This window comes from Pirellulales bacterium, from assembly GCA_036490175.1.
Taxonomy (GTDB): Bacteria; Planctomycetota; Planctomycetia; order Pirellulales; family JACPPG01; genus JACPPG01.
The window spans coordinates 1-21,426 of sequence record DASXEJ010000142.1; the positions used below are offsets into that span (position 1 = coordinate 1).

At 60.4% G+C, this 21,426-nt stretch carries 15 protein-coding genes; 8 read left to right on the plus strand and 7 right to left on the minus strand.

Translation table 11 applies throughout. The features are described from left to right. A partial coding sequence (locus VGG64_10695) for a hypothetical protein (protein HEY1600062.1) occupies window positions 1-320 on the minus strand: 320 nt, incomplete at its 3' end. A 353-nt stretch (window positions 321-673) separates the two neighbouring features. Here VGG64_10695 and VGG64_10700 point away from each other — a divergent pair. The 4 genes from VGG64_10700 to VGG64_10715 all read left to right on the plus strand — a co-directional run bounded on the left by VGG64_10700 (window position 674) and on the right by VGG64_10715 (window position 6,094). Continuing rightward, window positions 674-2,776, plus strand: a complete 2,103-nt coding sequence (locus VGG64_10700) for a flagellar biosynthesis protein FlhA (GenBank protein HEY1600063.1) — start codon at window positions 674-676, stop codon at window positions 2,774-2,776. A gap of 7 nt (window positions 2,777-2,783) precedes the next feature. Continuing rightward, window positions 2,784-3,989: a flagellar biosynthesis protein FlhF gene (flhF, locus tag VGG64_10705; protein ID HEY1600064.1), complete on the plus strand. Its 1,206-nt coding sequence runs from the start codon at window positions 2,784-2,786 to the stop codon at window positions 3,987-3,989. A gap of 201 nt (window positions 3,990-4,190) precedes the next feature. After that, window positions 4,191-5,018, plus strand: a complete 828-nt coding sequence (locus VGG64_10710; protein ID HEY1600065.1) for a P-loop NTPase — start codon at window positions 4,191-4,193, stop codon at window positions 5,016-5,018. Window positions 5,019-5,311: 293 nt separating this feature from the next. Beyond that, window positions 5,312-6,094, plus strand: a complete 783-nt coding sequence (locus tag VGG64_10715; protein HEY1600066.1) for a FliA/WhiG family RNA polymerase sigma factor — start codon at window positions 5,312-5,314, stop codon at window positions 6,092-6,094. A 96-nt stretch (window positions 6,095-6,190) separates the two neighbouring features. Here VGG64_10715 and VGG64_10720 read toward each other — a convergent pair whose 3' ends face one another. Further along, complete coding sequence (locus VGG64_10720) at window positions 6,191-6,862, minus strand: DUF2007 domain-containing protein (GenBank protein HEY1600067.1); 672 nt, start codon at window positions 6,860-6,862, stop codon at window positions 6,191-6,193. Between the two features lie 184 nt (window positions 6,863-7,046). Next, window positions 7,047-9,509 (minus strand): penicillin acylase family protein, encoded by a 2,463-nt coding sequence (locus tag VGG64_10725; protein ID HEY1600068.1) that lies wholly within the window; start codon window positions 9,507-9,509, stop codon window positions 7,047-7,049. Between the two features lie 357 nt (window positions 9,510-9,866). Here VGG64_10725 and VGG64_10730 point away from each other — a divergent pair, with 357 nt between their 5' ends. Then, on the plus strand, window positions 9,867-11,975 hold the full coding sequence (locus VGG64_10730) for an acetylxylan esterase (protein ID HEY1600069.1): 2,109 nt from the start codon (window positions 9,867-9,869) through the stop codon (window positions 11,973-11,975). Window positions 11,976-12,028: 53 nt separating this feature from the next. Here the strand turns inward: VGG64_10730 and VGG64_10735 are convergent, their stop codons facing one another. Beyond that, on the minus strand, window positions 12,029-13,933 hold the full coding sequence (locus VGG64_10735; GenBank protein ID HEY1600070.1) for an ABC-F family ATP-binding cassette domain-containing protein: 1,905 nt from the start codon (window positions 13,931-13,933) through the stop codon (window positions 12,029-12,031). Window positions 13,934-14,219: 286 nt separating this feature from the next. On the opposite strand from VGG64_10735, the gene VGG64_10740 reads away from it, so the two are divergent. Together VGG64_10740 and VGG64_10745 are read left to right on the plus strand one after the other, a co-directional pair. Then, window positions 14,220-16,427 carry an FdhF/YdeP family oxidoreductase gene (locus VGG64_10740; GenBank protein HEY1600071.1) on the plus strand — a complete coding sequence of 736 codons (2,208 nt, stop codon included), beginning with the start codon at window positions 14,220-14,222 and terminating at the stop codon, window positions 16,425-16,427. Between the two features lie 114 nt (window positions 16,428-16,541). Next, window positions 16,542-17,663, plus strand: coding sequence for an SAM-dependent methyltransferase (locus tag VGG64_10745; GenBank protein HEY1600072.1), 1,122 nt, complete (start codon window positions 16,542-16,544; stop codon window positions 17,661-17,663). 10 nt (window positions 17,664-17,673) lie between these two features. Here VGG64_10745 and VGG64_10750 read toward each other — a convergent pair whose 3' ends face one another. From VGG64_10750 to VGG64_10760, 3 genes are all read right to left on the minus strand, one after another. Beyond that, a complete protein-coding gene (locus tag VGG64_10750) occupies window positions 17,674-18,447 on the minus strand; it encodes a biotin--[acetyl-CoA-carboxylase] ligase (protein HEY1600073.1) in 774 nt (257 codons plus the stop codon). A 110-nt stretch (window positions 18,448-18,557) separates the two neighbouring features. Next, window positions 18,558-19,484, minus strand: coding sequence for a formylmethanofuran--tetrahydromethanopterin N-formyltransferase (fhcD, locus tag VGG64_10755; GenBank protein HEY1600074.1), 927 nt, complete (start codon window positions 19,482-19,484; stop codon window positions 18,558-18,560). After that, a complete protein-coding gene (locus VGG64_10760) occupies window positions 19,481-20,095 on the minus strand; it encodes a 5-formyltetrahydrofolate cyclo-ligase (GenBank protein HEY1600075.1) in 615 nt (204 codons plus the stop codon). Before VGG64_10760 ends, fhcD begins: the two co-directional genes overlap by 4 nt. Window positions 20,096-20,377: 282 nt before the next feature. Here VGG64_10760 and VGG64_10765 point away from each other — a divergent pair, with 282 nt between their 5' ends. Continuing rightward, window positions 20,378-21,424 (plus strand): hypothetical protein, encoded by a 1,047-nt coding sequence (locus tag VGG64_10765; GenBank protein ID HEY1600076.1) that lies wholly within the window; start codon window positions 20,378-20,380, stop codon window positions 21,422-21,424. The last annotated feature ends 2 nt before the right edge of the window (window positions 21,425-21,426 follow it).

Genomic DNA, 21,426 nt, shown 5'->3' on the forward strand with positions numbered 1-21,426 from the left:
AGCAACTCGTGCAGCAGCGTCGTGCCCGAACGCCAATGACCCAGAATGAATAACGGCGGGAAATCAATCCGCTTCTTGACCAGCCAGCCCACCACGATCCATTGCCAGCAGCGATAGGCCGAATGGAACAGACTGAAGGCAGTGACCATCGGCAGTGCATACCACTTCTGCCAAGGCAGGTGGCAGCGGTTCTTGGTTATCATCCGCATCCAACCCGGGAAATTCATGCCGTCCCAGAACATGGGCATCCATTCCCGTTCCTTGGACTGTTTCTGCGGCTTGGTAGCGGCAACCGGGTCCACCCGCGAATCCTTTTTCATGAGTTGGGCAAGAGTCGTGGTATTTAGAATGCTGCCAGGCCGCCGTCAGGGAACGCTGGGAGAGTATCCAGATGCCTGCCGACAAGCGCACAGCCGATTGTGGTCAACTAGGCGCCTATCGTACCTCTGCGGGGCGGCCGGCGACAAGCGACATTGGCACGTGGCTTGGTAGTTTAAGCAATTAGCTCATGGACACTTGCGAAAAATATTGGCTGAGCACCATGGAGAGTAGCTGGACGCTTTCGAATTGTTAAACCGCCCTAGACATTGGGGGGGCATTTGATTAATGTCGCCCCCCTTCACTTCACCGTTTTCTGATTCATTTCCAAGCTCTGCGAACGCGGGAGCAATCCGTGTCATCTGGACCTGGTCCAGGCGCCGGCACCGCCAGTGTGCTGATGCGCCTGTCCTCACTGATTTTGCCGGTTGGGCTCGTGGCGAGCCTGCTGGTCGTCTTGGTGCCAATGCCCCCGGCATTGATGGACCTGTTGTTGTCGGCCAACATCGCCGTGGCCGTCATCATGCTGCTTACCACGGTCTACGTGCGGACCCCGCTCGAATTCAGCATTTTTCCCTCGTTGCTGCTGGCCACGACTTTGGGCCGGCTGGTGTTGAATATCGCTACGACACGTTTAATTCTTACGCGCGCGGCCACTCATGGTCTGGATGCGGCCGGCGGCGTCGTCCGCGCCTTCGGAGAGTTCGTCGCCGGAGATCGCGTCGTCGTGGGACTGGTGATCTTCCTGATCATCATCGTGATTCAGTTCGTCGTGATCACCAAGGGCGCCACCCGTATTAGCGAAGTAGCCGCCCGATTTATCCTCGATGGCATGCCCGGCCGGCAGATGGCCATTGACGCCGATTTATCAGCCGGCGTGATCGACGAAAAGCAGGCCCAACGCCGCCGCAGCGACGTCACGCGCCAGGCGGATTTCTTTGGCGCTATGGACGGAGCCAGCAAGTTTGTCCGCGGTGATGCCATAGCGGGTATTGTCATCATTCTCATCAATATCGTCGGCGGCTTGTTTATTGGGGTTGTCGAATCAGGCATGAGTGTGAGGACTGCCGCCGAAGTATTCAGCAAGCTCACGATCGGAGACGGTCTCGTCACCCAGGTGCCAGCATTTCTGATTTCCATTGCCGCGGCACTGCTTGTTACTCGCAGTACCGAAGAGACCGATTTACCGGCTCAATTTATTCGCCAGTTGTTCACAGGCCCCGAAGCGCTGATTGTTACGGCCGTCTTTCTGGGATTCCTGACATTTACAAGATTACCGCTGTTGCCGCTCTTGCTGATTGGTGGCATTTGTGTTGCTGTGGCGGTCTCTTTGCAGCGTGGCCGCCGTCGCGCCCGAGATGTTGCTGCCCAGCAGTCGTCTACCGAAACGAAGCAAGTCGAGCAGCGCGTCGAGCAATACCTGGCCATCGATCCCATGGAAATCGAAATCGGCATCGGCCTGATCCGGCTCGCCGATCCGAAACGCGGCGGCGATCTGTTGGGTCGCGTGCAGCGCGTGCGCCAGGCGATTGCAGCCGAGATCGGCATCGTGATGCCCAAGGTGCGCATACGAGACAATACCCGGCTTGACCAGAACCAATATCAGATCAAAGTGGCCGACGTGCCCGTGGCCGATGGGCATATTCGGCCCGGAATGCTGTTAGCGATTCCCACTGCCGACGTCACGGAGTCAATCGCCGGCGCGGCAACTCACATTACGGCCTTCGAGAAGACAGGAGTTTGGGTCGAACAGGGACAGCGTCGCGATGTCGAGACACAAGGCTATACCGTGTGGGATCCGGCCACCATTGTTACCCACCATTTGACGGTAGTGGTTCGAAAACACGCGGCAGATTTGCTCACGCGCGATGCCACTCGCCACCTAATTGACGAGCTGAAAACCACGGCGCCGGCAGCGGTCGACGAGTTGATTCCCGGTCTCATGAAGCTGGCGGAAGTGCAGCAGGTCTTGCATCTGTTGCTACGCGAAGGGGTATCGATACGCCACTTAGGGTTGATTCTCGAGACATTAGGCGATTGTGCCCCGCGGACCACGGACTCTCTGGCCCTGGCCGAGCTGGTCCGCCAGCGGCTGGCACGGAGCATTTGTGCGCGTTATCGAGACGGCGAGCATCGATTGCGCGTTCTGACGCTCGACCCCGAGCTAGAGGATCGGATTCGCGCCAGCTGTGAACAGACCGATAGCGGAATTACCGTGAGGATGCCGCCGCCGGCACGCGATGCCATTTGTCGGCTCATCCGCGAGGAGGCCGAAAACCTGGTTCGCGAAGATCATCCGGCGGTGGTCTTGGTGAGCCCGCAAATACGTGTTCCTCTCAAGCAAATTACGGCCGCTGGGTTGCCAAACCTGGTCGTACTGAGCTACGCCGAGATTACACAAGATACACATGTCGATTGCCTGGCGATGATCACCGACGCAGTCGGCGTGGCTGCCTGAAAATGTGGTGCCAGCAGACTTCTTTTTGTTGAATACGGGAGATTTCGTGGAAACCCACGGAGTGAATATGGAGATCAAAACCTATCGCGCCAGCACGATGCAAGAGGCATTGCGCCTGGTGCGCGCCGATCTCGGGCCAGGAGCAGCCGTACTCCACACGCGCGAGGCTCCGCTGAGCCGATTCTTGGGATGGGTCCCCGGCATGCGGCGGATCGAGGTGACCGCATCCAACGACGTCGTCGTGCCGGCTCGCTTTCCGCTGAGTGGTCATTCACGCGCGGCCCGAGGACGGTCGCTCGCCGACGACGAGACGGCGACGGCCTCCCCGACGGTGGACGTGGCCAGTCAGCTGGCCGAGCTACAGACCATGGTCGAGGATCTTTGTCGGCGCAGTCGCGGTACAAGCCAGCCGGAGCTGCCAGAATCGCTTTTCGGCCTATATGCCGAGTTCATCGACGGAGAAATGCCCGAAGATCTGGCCCGCGACCTTGTCGAACGGGTCCGGCTTCAAACACCGCCACACGAGTTGGACGATGCCGCGGCCTTGCGCTTGCGTGCGGCAAAGATTGTCGAATCAGATATCACGGTAGCCCCGCCGATCAGCGTAACAAATGGACGTTGCCGCGTCGTGGCTTTAATCGGACCCACCGGTGTCGGCAAGACCACGACGATCGCCAAGTTGGCTGCCAATTTTCGTTTGCGCGACAAATGGAATGTGGGCCTGATCACGGTCGACACTTACCGGATCGCGGCCGTCGAACAGTTGCGCACCTACGCCGATATCATCGATTTGCCGATGCAGGTCGTAAACACGCCGCGCGAAATGCGCGAAGCGGTCGACCGCTTCGCGCAGATGGATCTAGTTCTGGTTGATACGGCCGGCCGTAGCCCACGCGACGAAATCAAGATTCGCGAACTGCGTGCGCTGTTATCCGAGGCGCGCGCCGACGAGGTACACCTGGTGTTATCAAGCGCTGCCAGTGCCGCCAGCTCGACGGTCACCGTCGAACGATTCGCCCCGGCCGGCGCCACGGCACTGATCCTTACCAAATTGGATGAGGCGAGTGGCCTCGGGCACCTGCTGCCGATGGCTCGCAACGCGCGATTGCCGTTAAGTTACCTGACTAACGGGCAGAACGTGCCAGACGATATCGAGTCGGTCGACGCGAACCGCTTGGCGCAAACCGTGTTAGGCGGTGCGTTCCAGCATTGAGCGGTCCTACAGAAGCGATTTCCGATGTCGATTTGCCTGTCTACGGACAAGCACAATGAGCCGTGTAGAGAGATGTCCAATGCGACCGTCCTAAGGCACGGTGTAGGCTACGCAAACGAGCCCTGGTTTTTTGTAAACACAAGAATTTAAGAGGAATTGTTCGCAGTGGTGCCGGATCAGGCTTTTCGCCTTAGAACGCTTATGCACGCAGGCGGTCGTAGGGTTGATGCTGCGCCTGCTGGTGCGCCGCGGCTAGTGGCCGTTGCCGGTGGGAAGGGCGGAGTCGGTACGACGACGGTTGCCCTGAACCTGGCCGCCGCCATGGCACGCGACGGACGGCGCACAATGCTGGTCGACGCCGACCCGCAGCGCGCGGATGTCGCCGCGCTCGCCGGTGTGTGCGATGGACATTGCCTGGCTGACGTACTCTCTGGCACTCGTTCGTTGCACGAGGCCATGCAGCTCGGCCCGGCCGGAATCCAGATCTTGCTGGGCCGCTGGGGAGCGCATGCTGCACTGGATTGGTCGGCACACGCCCAGGAACGATTCATTTACGATTTGCGCACCCTGGGCCCGCATGTAGACATGATTCTGCTCGACCTGGGGAGTGTCGTTGACGCCACGACACGGCACTTCTGGAAGGCCGTCGACGAAGTCGTGCTGGTCACGACGGCTGACAATGTCGCGGTGATGAACTCCTATGCGACAGTAAAGACGCATGCCGACGCATCCCAGCCGCTGCGCATTGCTTCACTGGTGAATCAGTCCACTGATCTATCGGCCGCCCAGGACGCGCACATGCGATTGCAGCGTGCCTGTCGGAGGTTCCTCGGTGTCGAGGTGCGCGCGCTCGGCTCGATACCGCAGGACTCTGCCGTGCTGGCGGCTGCTGCCAACGCACGACCATTTGTCGTCCAGGCCCCCGCCTGCGCCGCGGCGCAAGAGCTGGCGCGGTCGGTCGATAGGCTCGCCGTGGCAAAGACCCACAGACAGGAAAGAAAAGGATTTACTCAACCGCAACGCGGCTAGTGGCCGATAACTGTATCGCTTTGAGCAACTTTGACAAACTGTAGCGGTCACCTCGGATTTAGGGGCGCGAAGCACCGACCAGGTGCCAAGCGACCGATGATGAGTGGGCTCCGACCGAGCCTTTTACGACTCGTGCCGGGAACTAGTTCTGCACATCTAAACGGGTCTGCCGCTCAAGCAAACGCGCTCCGTAGATAAATCGACCGTGTGAGTTGCCTTCGACCGGCGATGGATTGCCGCTCGTGGCATCACAATTTCCGAATACGTCGCTCGCCTGATTCATGGAGGATGGCATGGTAACGACAGTGGCTGCTGAAGAAGTCACCCAGATCTGGGAGTCTTTCAAGGCAGACCCCAATAATCAGGACCTACGCAACCGACTCGTCGAAATGTACTTGCCACTGGTCAAGTACAACGGCGAGCGCATCTGGTCTCGCCTGCCCGAAGGGGTCGAGCTGGATGATTTGGTCTCGGCGGGCGTATTTGGCCTGATGGACGCGATCGACGCCTTCGACCTGACGCGTGGCGTGAAATTCGAGACCTATTGCGTGCCGCGCATTCGCGGTGCCATGCTCGACGAGCTGCGCACGATGGATTGGGTGCCTCGACTGGTGCGCTCCAAGGCCAGCAAGCTGAACGAGGCCATCAAGACGCTCGAAACCAAGATCGGTCGGCAGCCAACTGAATTGGAACTTGCGCAGCACATGACCATCAGCGTGGCCGAACTCGAGAAAATGATCCTCGACGCCAACGCTGTGAACCTGATCAGTCTTAACAAGAAGTGGTACGAGACGGACAGCTACAAGGACGTGCGCGAGATCGACATTCTGGAAGACAAGAAGGGCGAAGACCCGACCCGCCGCATCCAGAAGAACGACTTGATGCGGCTCGTGACGAAAGGGCTCAACCGCAACGAGCGGCTCATCATCATCCTCTACTACTACGAGGAGCTGACGATGAAAGAGATCGGCGCCACTCTCGATCTTTCCGAGAGCCGCGTGAGCCAGATGCACAGCTCGATCGTGCAAAGGCTGCAGAGCCAGCTGGAACGCCGCCGGCCGGAGTTCAGCACGTAATAGAACGACCAGTGCAAAATGGCGAATGATTAATGTCCGTGTCAGGTCGTGCCCCAGCGGTCGACGCTCGGCAAGGTTCATTTATCATTTGTCATTTCACTTAACGATCGTGCCAAAGTAGACCAGGATCACCAGCACGGCGATCGTTAGTCCCATCATGGCCACGATCACCCGGTCATTCAGATATTCGACCACCGTCTTCGTCGCCAACTCTTTGCCCGAGCCGAAATCGTGGCCGCACCATTCGCAGCGACGGTAATACGTCGGCTCGAACGGTTCGTCGCAGGTGTGGCACAGTAGCAGGCGTCCGGCCCGTTCGCCGCTGGCGGCCGGAGGCTCGTCGGCCGTGCTGAAATCCGCACTGGCCGTTTCGCAGTAGGGGCAGACGGTCATCCGCCCGTGGCCACACTGCGGGCACGAGGGCCGTACCTGATCCTCGCAGTCGTGATGGTTGATACTCATGCCCTGCCGTGAGTCGGCCACGATCGTGGGGCACTTGCCGATCTCGGCGTTGCTTGGTTCGCTGCTCGGCTCGTTCTCTTCGATCTTGAACTCAGCCACGATGTGGCGAGCGGCCTCGGCATCGTCCGCTGAGACAAATACCCGTGGCGGAATCACTGCGGGCAATAGCTCATTGGCCCCATAGCGGAGGGCTTCGTTGTCGATGTACGACTTGATGCCGGCCTCGGTCAGCCGATTGCGCACCATATACGCCAAACCCGGCCGGGCGTCAGCAAAAACCGCCACCTGATCGTCGTTGATAGACATGCAAGGATTCTACGACTCCCGCAGTTGGAAGAGTAGTGTCATATCTTTTCGAGTAATACTCGCTTGACCGCGTATCCGCTATTGATCAGTCGCCGCGGCTTGCGATGCGATAAGCTGCCCCCGTTACTCCTTGACCATGCGCATCACCCACGCGGGCGGATGCTGAGGATGCTCAGGGCATTATCTACGCCGCCGGCTTCAGCATCAGCGTATGCACCACCGCGCCCGGCATGAACGGCTCTGGCTTCCCTTCGGCCCAGTCTTCGTGCTCGTCGCGATAGTGGGGCGACAAGGGGTGGCCGCTTTGACCACACGGCATGTGCATGTACCCATCTTGCTCATGGCCGGGTGAGACGGCCATTCGTTGCGAGGCACCCATGGCCGGCGCCTGAATTCGCGGCATGTTTTCCGAATCTCCCGGCAACGCCTGGGCCGGCATGTCGAGCCAGATTGCCAAGGACGGCACCGCCAGGCTCAGCGGGTGTTGGATGCGGGTCGTATTGTGGTTGCCCCATGTGTAATCGGCCAGCGTCGCGCCGGGCTGTGGGGTGGCGCGAGACTTGATCGTGTAACCGTCCAAGGCCGATTTGCCTCCCTGGGCCTCGGCGATCACCGCGTCGGCTGCGGCCAGTAGTAGGTCGTCCCAGCTTTTGAAACGCGGATCGATCAGATGTTCTGGTCGCTCGGAAACTAGTCGCCACACTGGGCCCTCGGTGCGGTCGAGGTGCGCGATCGCGAAGTTCTTGTCCGCCAATTTGCACGGCGTCACCAGCACGTCTGACAGTTGCGCCACCAGCCGGTGCCGGAATGTCCGTACGGCGCGAAACCCGACCGAATCCACTGCCGCATGCCCACCCCAGTTTTCAACCTGCTTGCGCAAGTCGCCGCGCTGAGGGTTATCGGCAATCACTTCCGGCGATAATAGGTCTAACAGCAACGTGCGCCAGCGCTCGAGAAACACAGCCCGATCGTCCAATTGGATCCTCAACATGTCTGCCTCGGTTGCCGTATCGACAGCACGCAAGTCATCGCGAATCTGTTGGGCGCGGGCACCCAAGTCGTAACCGCCGTCCCCCACAGTGGCCAGCATGTCGCCGCTGACGACCCGTGCATTGGCAGTCCACAGGCGTCCGTCCTCGGGATCGATCACGCGTGGATATTCTTCCGGTGCCAGCCAACCGTCCCAGCGATGCTGGCCGTCGGCCCAGGACGACGGAAGCCGGCCGTCGAAACCAACACGGCGCGGAATACGCCCCAGAATTGTCCAGGCAATCCGTCCCTGATCATCGGCCACGACAAGATTCTGCGCCGGCGAGCCGCTGAGGTTGGCCAGCCGCAGAGCTTCCTCCAGCGTTTTCGCCGATTCGATCTTCAGCAGTCCCATGTTCACCCCTGCTGGATCGTGCGCCACCCACCGTTGAGCCCGTGGGCGGCCTTCCTGGTCTTCGTCCATGAGCGGTCCCCAAATGGTCGTTACCACTTCGAGCGTTTCATCGGGGGAACCAGCCACGTGAATCACTTCCGTGTGATGCTCAAACTTGCGCGGGCCGTCGGGCGTGAGGTAAGAGTCCTTGTCGTTCGGATCGGGTTCGACGATTACCACGTCGACCCAATCACCTTCGCTATTGGTGAATCCCCAGGCTACGTGGCCGTTGCTTCCCACAACGATGGCCGGAGTACCAGGCAGCGAAACGCCCGTCATATGTTGCTCGTCGCCCGTGCCGTCGTTGCCACGCCAAACCAACGAGGTGCGATACCACACGTGGGGAACGCGAATTCCCAGGTGCATGTCATCTGCCACCATTGCGCGTCCATCTGCAGTTCGTTTACCTGACACTGCCCAGTTGTTGCTCCCAAGATGCACGGGCGTCTCGGGCAAGGGGGCACCGAGCGGAAGCAATTGCGCGCGCGCCACGGCATCAAGCTTGCGGGTGTCGAATACTTCTGGACCCGGAATGCCCGGCGTGGCAAACGCCTCACCATCTATCGGCGCATCCCATTCGGTGCCGCGCGGCGCGAGAAAATCGAACACCTCTTCGGGCAGTATGTCGTGCATCAGGCCCAGCGTGGCCTCATCGCGGTAATCCTCCCCCTGCAGGTCGAGGTACATCGAGAACATGACCAGCGCCGAGTCCTCGGGCTTCCACGGCGCCGGCTCGATGCCCAAAAGGAGATACTCAAATGGCTTCGCCTTCAACTTGGCCAGCCCGGCATTGACTCCGGCGGCGTAGGCATTGAGCAGCGCCAACTCGTCCGTTTCCGACGCAGAGAGCAGCCGCTGTGCCACATCGCGGAAGCGGTGAACCCGGACGCGCCGATCGGCCTCGAGCACTGCTGGCCCAACCAATTCTGCCAATTCACCCGCCGAGTTGCGCCGCAATAAATCCATCTGAAAAAATCGATCCTGGGCGTGTACAAAGCCCAAAGCAAATGCCACGTCCGTGCGCTTGTCGGCACGAATCGTGGCGATGCCGCGGCCATCGCGCTCGATCGTGGCGGGACCGGAGACGCCCGTTACCTGGACTTCGCCGTCGAGCAGCGGCAGGCTGGCTGCGACCTTTTGCTGGGCCCACCATCCGACTCCGACCATGACTACGATGAGCAGCACCACGATCGCGGCCACGACTTGCAATATGCGCTTGCGCATCGGCAATAACACCCTCTGACTCGAGTGATCCAAGATAGAGAAAGAGCTGGAAACGCGCGAGGAGCCCCCGGCGTCATTCTCAGTCAGTCTCTGGGCTGCTGCAAGGGTCGACCTCGACTTCTGAAACGCCAAGAGGCCCGGCCCGCTGGATTGAGCGCGCCGCTTGATTTACAGTGGGGCATGAGACGAGGCCCACCTGCGACTCTCCACCCCTGCCTGCCCCGGGAGTTGATCATGCTCGCGACGATCCCTTCGTGCCGCGCTGTTATTCTGTCTGCGGCGTGTTGCTACGCCCTAATAGTCTCACCAGTGCAAGTGTGGGCTGATCCGACTCCTGGCGCCCCGAGTGTGTTGCCCGTGGACAAGGTCCCCAACGACGCCCGGTTAGCCCCGCTCAAGGATCTTAATGGCGAGTTTCCCTTTCACGTTCCCGACAGCGAGGCCCATTGGCAGGAACGTGCCAAGGATGTCAGACGGCAAATTCTGGTTTCGCAGGGGCTCTGGCCCATGCCGGAACATACGCCTGCGAACGCCGTCATACACGGCAAGGTCGATCGCCCCGAGTACACGGTCGAGCGCGTTTATCTGGAAAGCTATCCTGGCCATTTTGTCACCGGCAGCTTGTACCGACCGAAGGGGCTGAGCGGCAAATTGCCCGGTGTCCTCTTTCCGCACGGTCATTGGCAAGACGGTCGTTTTCACGACGCCGGCGAGAAAGTCGTCCGCAAGCAACTCGTCGAAGGAGCGGAACGTTTTGAATTAGGCGCGCGCAGCCCTCTGCAGTCGCTATGCGTTCAGCTCGCCCGCATGGGCTGCGTGGTGTTTAGTTACGACATGGTGGGCTACGCGGACAGCAAGCAGATTTCGTTCGACGTCGCCCACCGCTACATGAAGCGACGTCCGCAAATGGAAACCGCCGAGAACTGGGGCTTCTTCAGCCCGCAAGCAGAGCTTCACTTGCAATCGATCATGGGACTGCAAACCTACAACTCGCAGCGGGCGCTGGACTGGTTTTGCACGTTGCCTGACGTTGATCTTGAACGGATCGGCGTCACCGGCGCGAGCGGTGGCGGCACCCAAACTTTCGTCCTGTGCGGTATCGACCCGCGCCCTGCCGTGGCATTTCCTGCTGTGATGGTTTCCACCGGCATGCAAGGGGGCTGCACGTGTGAAAACGCTCCGTTGTTGCGTGTGGATACCGGTAACGTTGAGTTTGCGGGATTGTTCGCTCCGAAACCTTTGGGCATGACCGGCGCCGACGACTGGACCAAAGAGATCAGCACCAAGGGGCTGCCCGAATTACAAAAGCTGTACGGCCTGTTCAAGAAGCAGAATCTCGTGATGGCCAAGTCGCTCAACCATTTTGGCCACAACTACAACTATGTCAGCCGGGCGGTGATGTATAGCTGGTTCAACGGGCACTTCAAGCTCGACCTTGACGAGCCTGTTGTCGAAGAAGATTACCAACCTCTCACGATCGCCGAAATGACGGTGTGGGATGATGCTCATCCGCAACCTCCCTCGGGCGATGACTATGAACGTACATTGCTACGTTACATGACCGACGAGGCCGACAAGCAATTGCTGGCTCTCACGCCCAAGGATGCAACGAGCCTTGCCGAATACCGCCGCGTCGTCGGTGGGGCCGTCGACGTGCTGATTGGGCATCGTTTGCCCGCGGCGGCCGAGATCGAGTACGAAAACGTTGCCGAGAACAGTCGCGGAACTTACGTCGAGTATTTGGGGCTATTGCGCAACAAGGAACACGGCTCGGAGCTGCCCGTTCTGTTCTTCCTTCCCAATCAATGGAACAAGCAGGTCGTGATCTGGGCAGACGAAGCGGGCAAGGCCGGCCTGTTTGGCAGCGACGGCAGCCCCCAGCCTGCCGTGCGGGCCCTACTCGATGCCGGATGCGCGGTAGCCGGCGTCGATCTGCTGTATCAGGGGGAATTCAATGCCGATGGCGTCCCTCCGGCGAAAGCCCGCCGCGTAAAAAATGACCGCGCATGCTCGGCCTTTACCACGGGCTATAACCACACGGTGTTTGCCGAGCGCGTGCAGGATCTTCTTACACTCGTGGCCTTTGTGAAAAACCACGACCAGAAGCCCGAGCGCGTACACCTGGTGGGCCTCGACGGTGCAGGGGCTTGGGCCGCGGCTGCGCTGGCGCAGGCGGGCGATGCCGTCGACCGTGCCGCGATCGACACCGCCGGATTTCGATTTGCTAAGTTGACCGAGATCGACGACATCAATTTCTTGCCCGGCGCTGTCAAGTACGGCGATGTGCTAGCCTTCCTGGCACTTGGCGCACCTCATCCGCTGTGGTTGGCCGGCGAAAAAAACGAACTGCCGGAAATCGTCCGCGCCACCTACCAAGCGGCAGGGCAGGGGAGTGCTGTTACCGCGTATTCCGACGGTGAAGACAAAGAGGCGCCGGCCGCGGTCCAGTTCCTCTTAAAGAAATGAGCCGGGCCGTGGCTCCGCGGATTAGATTACGCGGCTGATTCTGACCGGCAAACTCAATTCAGTTCCGACGCTTCTTCCCAGTGCGGATAGAGCGCTTCTAGTGCCGCGCGCTCCGCGACAATGTCTGTCTGTAGTTGCCGCACGCGTTGTCCGTCGCGCAAGGCTTCGGGCGTGGCCAGTTCCGCGTGCAGCTGCTCCAGACGCTGCTCGCGTTGGAATATCTCGGTCTCGATGTCCGCTACTTTTCGATACGGAAACTTGCGCTTCGGCTTTGCCGCCTTATCGGCGCGTGCCGCTCGCTTGGGCGTCGATGTCTTCTTGTCCGACGTTTCGCTAGTGATCGTCGCGTCACCGGCGAGACCTTGCTCGACCAGGTGAAGATACGCGTCGTAGTTCCCGTCGATCACGCGGAAACGGCCCGGCTCGACCACCAGCAGATGATCGACAACGCGATTGAGAAAATAACGGTCATGACTGACCAGCAGCGCCGTGCCCTCGAACGCCGCCAATGACCGCTCCAGCGCATCGCAGGCCCACAGGTCGAGATGGTTCGTCGGTTCATCAAGAACCAGCACGTTGGCATTATCGGCAGCGAGCTGCGCGAGCGCCGCGCGGCTGCGCTCGCCCCCGCTGAGGCTGTCGACCCGTTGAAACACCGCGTCTCCTGTTAGTCCAAAGCGCGCGAGCAGCCCGCGACGCTGCGGCTCGTTGAATTGCTTGCCTGCCGGCCGAATGGCATCCACGACCGGCTGGTCGGCGTCCAGGCTGCGCAGCATTTGGTCGTGATAACCGACGCGCACGCGCGCTCCGGTGATGACTTGCCCCTTGTCCGGCTTTTCCTCACCAACCAGGCAGCGCAGCAGTGTCGTCTTGCCAGAGCCGTTGGGGCCGAGAATGCCCCACCGCTCGCCGCGCAAAATATCAAAGGACAGATCGTCAAATAGCAGCCGGTCGTAGGACTTGGTCACATGCTCGGCGCGCAGCACAATGTCGCCCGTACGGTCGGCCTGTGTAAAGCCCATCGGTGGGGCAGCAATCGTGCGTGGCGGGGCGACACGTTCAAGCCGTGCCAGCTTTTTACGCCGATCCTCTGCTTGCGCATGATTTTGCCCGTAGTGATTGCGCCGGATAAAGTCTTCGGTCTTGGCGATAAACTCCTGCTGCTTTTCGTAGGTACGTGCCTGCACTTCCAGGCGCTGCGCCTTTTGCCGCCAATAGGCCGAGAAGTTGCCCGTGTAGTCATCAACCGTCCCGCTAAACAGCTCGAGCGTACGGTTCGTCACTTTGTCGAGAAAGTAACGGTCGTGGCTTACCACGATCATGGCCTGTTCGCTAGCGGCCAGTAAACGTTCGAGCCACTGCGTCGCTTCCACATCTAGATGGTTTGAGGGTTCGTCGAGCAGCATGATGTCCGGCTCGCTCAATAACAGCCGGGCCAGCAGCAGTCGGTTATGTTGGCCGCCGCTGAGTTGCTCGACGGGCTGCCGAAAGTTTTCACGTGAAAAGCCCAAGCCTTCCAGCACCCGCTCGATTCGATGATCGATGTTATAGGCGTCCTGATGGTTTAACTCATGCTGCAGGCGGTCGTAGCGGGCGGCCAGCCGTCTGTGTTCCGTTGGATCGACGGCAACGCTCAATTGCTGCGCCGTCTGTTCGGCATCGCGCGCGAGCGCCGTAAGGCTCTCTAGCGCCGAGGCTGCCTCGTCCCATAGCGTCCTGCCCGGCACAATCGTGGGCTGCTGTTCCAGGTACTCCAATCGCGCCGAGGAGTGCAGCTCGACGCTGCCCGCATCGGCACTCTGACGGCCGGCGAGAATCGATAACAGCGTGGTCTTACCGGCGCCGTTCGGTCCGACCAGCCCGATTTTGTCGTTAGGCCGCACCTCGAACGCGACACCATCCAGAACTGGGTCTGGACCAAAGTGCTTGATGATGTTGACGACGTTGAGCAGGATCATGGGCGCGGAATCGAACGGCTGGCAAGACGTGACGAATTCGCAAGTCGGAACTATACGTCGTCACACCGCGTTCCGGGAAGGGCGGTGGTTGATCGGCAGTCGACCGATCGCATGGCGGTAACTATAGCAAATCTGGCACGTTGAATGTGTCAGGAAGTACCTTGTTTACCCCTCGCATCGCGCCCTGACCATTATGAGACCGTTATGGGCCGCCCTTTGTGCCAAGCGGCACCCAGGACTAAACTGCAAGTGTGGGCAATAGTGTAGGTCGTTGTGCGAGCCGGATATGAAGAAACGAACCTCGGGCGGTGGCTGGCAGGCCATTCGCTATACCTTCTACAAAGCCCGCCAGGCCGGCGGCCTCTGGAAGCTGTGGAAGGCCATGCGCTCGCGCAATGCTTGCAAGACCTGCGCTTTGGGAATGGGGGGGCAGGCTGGCGGCATGGTCAATGAAGCGGGACGCTTTCCCGAGGTCTGCAAAAAGTCGTTGCAGGCCATGGTCTCGGACATGCAGGGAGGTATCGGCCCCGATTTCTTTTCAACTTACTCGATGGCGCAGCTGCAAAGATTCTCGCCACGCGAACTCGAGAATTGTGGTCGGCTCACCCAGCCGGTGCGCCACGCTCGCGGCGAGAACTATTATCAAACGATCTCCTGGGACGAATCGCTGGCGAGGATCGCCGAAAAATTACGGGCAATCCGTCCGGACGAATCCTTCTGGTACACGAGCGGCCGCAGTTCGAATGAAGCCGGTTTCCTGGTGCAGCTCTTTGCCCGACTTTACGGCACCAATAACGTCAACAATTGCAGTTTCTATTGTCACCAGGCAAGCGGCGTCGGGCTGAACAATACCCTTGGCACCGGTACGGCGACGTTGGCGCTCGAGGACCTTGACCATGCCGACCTGGTATTCGTCATTGGGGGTAATCCGCCCAGTAACCATCCGCGATTGATGACCTCGCTGATGCACTTGCGCCGTCGCGGGGGTGAGGTGATCGTGATCAATCCGGTGCGCGAGATCGGGCTGGTGAACTTTCGCGTGCCCAGCAGCCCGCGCAGCATGCTGTTCGGCACCCCCATCGCCACCTTGTATGTGCAGCCCGACATTGGCGGCGACCTGGCGTTATTGACGGGCATTGCTAAACGAATTGTCGAGTTGGGAGCGGCCGACGAGACTTTCCTGCGCGATCATTGTCAGGGAGCGCCCGAATTACTTGCCCACTTGCGTCAACTCGACTGGTCCGAGATCGTAAATCGTAGCGGCGTCGCCAAGTCAGACATCGATGCGATCGCCGATCGCTATGCGCAGGCCAAGAATGCAGTCTTTGCCTGGACGATGGGCATCACGCACCATTTGCACGGCGTGCAAAATGTCGAGGCCATTACAAATCTGGCCCTGCTTCGCGGCATGGTCGGTCGGCCCCACGCCGGCTTATTACCCATTCGCGGCCATTCGAACGTACAGGGGATCGGTTCGGTTGGCGTCTCGCCAAAGCTAAAGGACGCGGTCTTCGAGCGGCTGCAATCCCATTTTGGCGTCACTCTGCCGACCACCGCAGGGCTCGACACTTTGGCCTGCATGGAAGCGGCCGAGGCCCGACGCCTGCGATTCGGCTTCTGTCTGGGTGGTAACTTGTTCGGCTCGAATCCCGATGCCACGTTCGCCGCCGGCGCGATCGACAAGCTGGGAATGATCGTGTACCTGAATACGACGCTCAATACCGGTCACGCGCATGGGTTGGCCGAGGAAACCATCATCCTGCCGGTACTCGCACGGGATGAAGAGCCGCAGCCGACGACGCAAGAATCGATGTTCAACTTTGTGCGTCTCAGTGATGGTGGGCCGGCGCGGCACGAAGGACCGCGCAGCGAAGTCGAAACGATCGCCGACCTGGCCGGTCGCGTGCTGGGGCCTGACCATCCTATCGATTGGCGCGGTATGCAAAACACTCACAGGGTTCGCGAGGCCATCGCGCAAATCGTGCCAGGATTCGAACAGATAGCCACGATCGATCAAACAAAGAAAGAGTTTCAGATCCCGGGGCGTACGTTTCACGTGCCGCGTTTTGCCACGCCCGACGGCAAGGCCCGGCTCAAGCTGCACGATCTGCCCGACCTTGCCGGCGGCAATGGCCACTTACGGTTGATGACAGTCCGCAGCGAAGGACAATTCAATACCGTGGTGTACGAAGATTTCGATCTTTATCGTGGGCAGGATCGACGCGACGTGATCTTGATGAATCCGGCCGACATCGAGCGGCTTGGCCTACGCGCCGAACAGCGCGTTACGATCTCCAGCGAAGTCGGGCGATTGCCGAACATCCTGGTCCGTTCCTTCGAGGAGATCAAGTCGGGCAATGTGCTGATGTACTATCCGGAAGCCAACGTGCTGGTGCCACGTCATGCGGACCCGGCTTCCAGGACCCCCGCGTTCAAATCGATTCTGGTGCGCGTCGAAGTTCCGGCGCGCGTGCTGACTGCGGTCTCGGTGTAAGACATTTCGGAATCGCCGCGGAGCCCGGAGCTGTGGTCGGACGGGCCAAGTACTTCTAGTTGAAGTGAATTGCGGCGCGGGGACGATTGGTTTCTCGACACGTTTAGAGGATTCATGGACAGAGAGTCGCAGTTCTTGTTTGTTACCTGCCAGGTGGGCGCCGAAGCGGCAGTGAAGGGCGAATTCGCCCGCCGCTGGCCCGACTTTCGCTTTGCCTACTCGCGTCCCGGCTTTCTGACGTTCAAACTGCCCGGGCAGCCTGCGTTGGCGGATGATTTTGATCCGCAATCGGTGTTCGCCCGCGCAACGGGATTCACGCTTGGCAAAGTCAAGGGCACGAATCAGGAGGAACTGGCCCGCGCGGCATGGCAGCTTGCCGAGGGGCGATCCTTCGCGCGTTTGCACGTCTGGCAGCGCGATCTGCGCGCCGCCGGAGATCATGGCTACGAGCCCGCCGCGAGCGATGCCGCTGCCTCAGCTCGTGCAGCCTTACTAAGCACCGTCCCCGCCCGGGCAGTGGTAATGAGTCGCGCCGACGCGATCGCAAAGCCGGGCGATTTGGTTTTGAATTGCGTACTGGCCAGTTCCGACGAGTGGTGGCTAGGCTTTCATCGGGCACGCCTTGGACCCTCTTGCCGTGCCGGCGGCCTCGATGATCTGGTGTTGCCCGAGAATGCCATTTCGCGTGCCTACTTGAAAATGGCCGAGGCCCTTGATTGGTCGCGGCTGCCGATTGCCGCTGGCCAGCAATTCGTCGAATTGGGCTGTGCCCCGGGAGGCAGTTGCCAGTTGTTGTTGGAGCGCGGCCTTCTTGTCACCGGGATCGATCCGGCCGCCATGCACGCGGACGTGCTCGCTCAGAAAAACTTCACCCATCTGCGCAAGCGGGCTTCGGACGTGCGGCGGCGCGAATTTCGCAAAACCCGCTGGCTCGCCGCCGACATGAACGTGGCGCCGGACTACACGCTCGATGCGGTCGAGGCAATCGTCACACATCCCGAGGTCCACGTCGAGGGCCTGCTGCTCACGCTCAAGCTGCTCGATTGGGAGCTGGCTGCCGGGGTGCCGGATTACCTGGCGCGTATCGAGTCGTGGGGATATCCGCGCGTCGCAGCGCGCCAGTTGCAGCACGGACGACAGGAAATCTGCGTGGCTGCGGTGCGACCGGCGCGACGCCATGGCCGTGGCGGATGGCAAGTCGCCCAGGCCAAACGCCGCGATTCGAACGATTGGTAACGCCAAAGCCTCAGGCGTGAATCAACACACCCGAGTAGAACTTCTCGGCGCCGCGATCGGTGCGCAACAGCAAGGCCCCGTCGTCCGCGATCCCGACGCAGACGCCTTCGATGCGACGGTCCCCTGTTTGCAGTGTCAGCGTGCGATCGTGCTGCAAGCAGGCGCGATCGGCCCACCGTGCGATCTGCGTGGGATCAACGGCTAGCGTAGCCAAGTTGGGCCACAGTCGCGCCAGAATGCCCAGCAGCACGTCGGTGCGAGCGTGCGTGCTCCCCGTTAACGCTCCCAGCGAGACGGCTCTGTCGCGGAGTTCTTCCGGCGCATCCGCCGGCCGGTTATTGACATTCAGGCCAATACCTACGATGTGCTTTCCGTCGGGCAGCACTTCGACCAGGATTCCGGCCAGCTTGCGGTCGGCGGCAAACACGTCGTTGGGCCAGTGCAATCCTATCGGCCCGGGTGGCACGATGGCACCCACAGCGTCGACGATCGCCACGGCTGTTGCCAACGAAATCAGCGGAAAGTGTTGCCTTAGGATTCCGCGGGCAGCGGGATCGAAGAGCAGGGTGCAAGCTATACTCCCCGATCCGGTCCACCAGCGATTCGAACCGCGGCCGCGCCCGGCGGTCTGTACGTCGGCGATCACAAGTGCGGTTTCACCGACGGCCAGGTCCTGCGCGATCGCGCGGGCACGATCATTCGTCGAACCGAGACTGGCGTGGTGTTCGACATGCGCCAGACCGCCGTCGCGCAATAAACGTTCGACGTCAAAGTCCGTGGCCATGGGAGTAGTGAGCGATAGACAGCCGGTGGTTGGTAATTGCGTCCAATGCAACGACGGATGCAATGAAGCTCGATCGACAGAACAGCGAATCCGGGCGAACTGCCATCGCCTCACCCCGGCTGCTTATCCGGATGCAAATAGACGAAGCTTTTTCCAAGACGGCCGCCGTAATTACCGGCAGAGATTTTGACCAGTCCCGGAGTATCGACCGACGCCTCGATAGCGGCATGCGTCGCGCGAACGATCGCGGACAGGTCGCTGCCGTTAATGATAATTTCCATGATCGATTGAACGCCGGCCGGTACCTGCGACTTGTCCGACAACCGATCACGAAGCGTTGGGCAGAATTCGGCGTAGGTGCTGGCGATCGAGAACGAGTATTTGCTGCCGGCCTTGGATCCGCTGGCCGCCACGCCACCGGGAAAGGGCATGATCACGCCAGGCATAGCTGCTACGGCGCGGCTTGCACGCTCGGCTGCGGCGAGAGCTGAGTCGACGCTATTTCCCATAAACCACAGGTTGCCTCCCATCAGACCGTCGCGGTAGCCGAATCGACGATCCAGCGCAAATTCGCCTCCCAAGATGGGGATGACCCATATGCGACGTCCCCACCGAGTGTCGCGAAACTGATGCCCGTCGCCGAAGAAGGCGATCTTTCGTCCTAGTTTGAAATACGGGTCGCTATCGATCAGGTTGAAGCAGGCCGTTGTCGCGCACGTCAGCACGTTTTGGCTGATGCGCACCAACAAAGAGCGCTCGAGCGCCTCGACGCGATCCTTGCGAAACCGTGGGACGTGGAACTGGACTACGGCGCCGGGCCGTCCGTCGGGAGTCGGCTGACTGTTGTCGCCGCCAGGGCCGACGTAGCGGTCCAATCCTGCTTCACAATCGCACAAGATGGTACTGGATGCGTTGCCTGTCGCAGCGGCGACAGCATGATCGAGCCAGGTGCGATCGCGGGCTGTGATGAGCACTTCTGCATAGATGCTGCGAAATGCCTCGGCGTAGGTGTCTTCAACTTCGGCTCGGTGACTCACGCCGATCCCCGCCCTCTGCCGGTGTGGATGGTGGTTTCGGTTACGATCTTGTCCATGAACACATCGTGCGCCTGCGTGGGGATCTCGGGAAACAGCTGGCATTCAAAGGCCAGGGCCACTAGCGGCGCGTCCGGGCGCGCGTGCTCTAGCAGCTTGTCGTAGTAGCCCTTGCCGTGTCCCATCCGGGCGCCGCGACGATCGAAGGCGACGCCTGGCACCATCACCAGGTCTAGCTCGTCGACCGGTACGCGTTTGCCGGGCTGGTCGCGCAATTCGGTCTTGGGCTCCAATATCTTGTACATCCCCAGGGCCAATTCATCCATATTCTCCAGATGAAACAGCTCGAGCTCTCCCTCGACGCAGTAGGGCACGATGATGCGCTTGCCGTGCAGGAGCGCCTCGGGCAGAGATTGCCTTGTCCGGACCTCGGTACGCACATCGACATAGAACATTACGGTACGGGCGGCCGTGTACTCGGGCAGTTCGATGAACGTGCGGCAAATCCGCTCGCTAAGGATCTCTTTGTCCACCTGCGCGCGGCGATTGGCATGTGCCTGCTCGCGAATTTGCGTCTTCTGGTTGCGCAGCTGCTCGGCTTGATCGACGTCCACGGCAGTTCTCGGATTTCTGGGAAGGGTGTGGATGCTGGCCCGCTCCTCGCTGGCGAAGCAACGCTATCGTACCGAGGTTCGCCGGGAAGGCAAACGCCTGAGATGCGGCTCAGGATGGTCCGCAAAGCGACCTACTGCCCGGTCGCCCTTGACCGCCGGTGCGGTCCCTGGTATTGAACGCGGCACTCATCTGCTCATCATGTCAGTGCGTCGCAAATCGCACGCGAGGATTTCCCTCTGAGATACGTGTTTACCTTGCGCGGCCTGTCGGCCGCCCTGATAATGTTTGCTGCCACCGTGGCCTCGGGCCAGCGGGTGCAGTTTCCCTCCACAGTCCCTGAGGGAAGCCCGTACACCCCTCCGCCTGCGACGCCACCTCCGGCGTATGCGCCCCCCGCGCCCGCACCTGGGGCGGCGGCGCCCGCTTGGGATCCCTACGCCTCGGGTCCGCCCCCCGCGGCCGTGGATCCGGCCGCCGGGGCAGCCGCGCCGGGGCAGCCGACCACATTTATCGGCAATGCCACACGATTTTTTCAGCAAGTCGACTTCGACAATACCTACATCGCCGGTAACAACACGGGGAACAACCTGGGTATTACCGATACGGAAGTCAGCGCCACCTTTGCCATTCCGATTTTTCGCAATCCATTCCTGGTGACGCCAGGCTTTGCTGCGCACTTCTGGAATGGCCCTAATTCGAACGGTTTCAACACGGCTCCCGCCCTCGGGCCTGAGATGCCGCCCGAGACTTACGACGCTTATCTCGACACAGCATGGAAGCCTCAGATCACACCGCGGTTCAGCGCCGATCTGGCGGTACGCGTCGGTATGTACACGGACTTCGTTTACGTAACTTCGCGCAGCCTGCGCACTCCGGGACGTGCCCTGGGGCTGTACGCGCTCAATCCTCAATGGACGCTGGTGGCAGGAGCGGTGTATCTCGATCGTCTTTCGGTCAGACTATTGCCGGCAGGCGGTGCCATCTGGACTCCTGACCCCGACAGTCGCTTTGAACTATTTTTTCCTCGCCCCAAGTTGATGCACCGCATAGCCACTGTGCGCAACTCCAACCTGTGGGGATTCATTGAAGGTGAATATGGCGGCAATACCTGGACCATTCACCGTTCGCAATTGGGCGGATTCGGCGACGTCGTCGACTACAACGATTTGCGGTTGAGCATCGGCACCGAATGGATCGGCTTCAACCAGCGGCGGGCTAATATCGAAGTCGGCTATGTATTCAATCGTCGTTTGGAGTATCGCAGCGGCTTCACTCCCACCACGTATCCCCATGGCACGGTGATGGTACGCGGAGGTTTAACGTTCTAGGC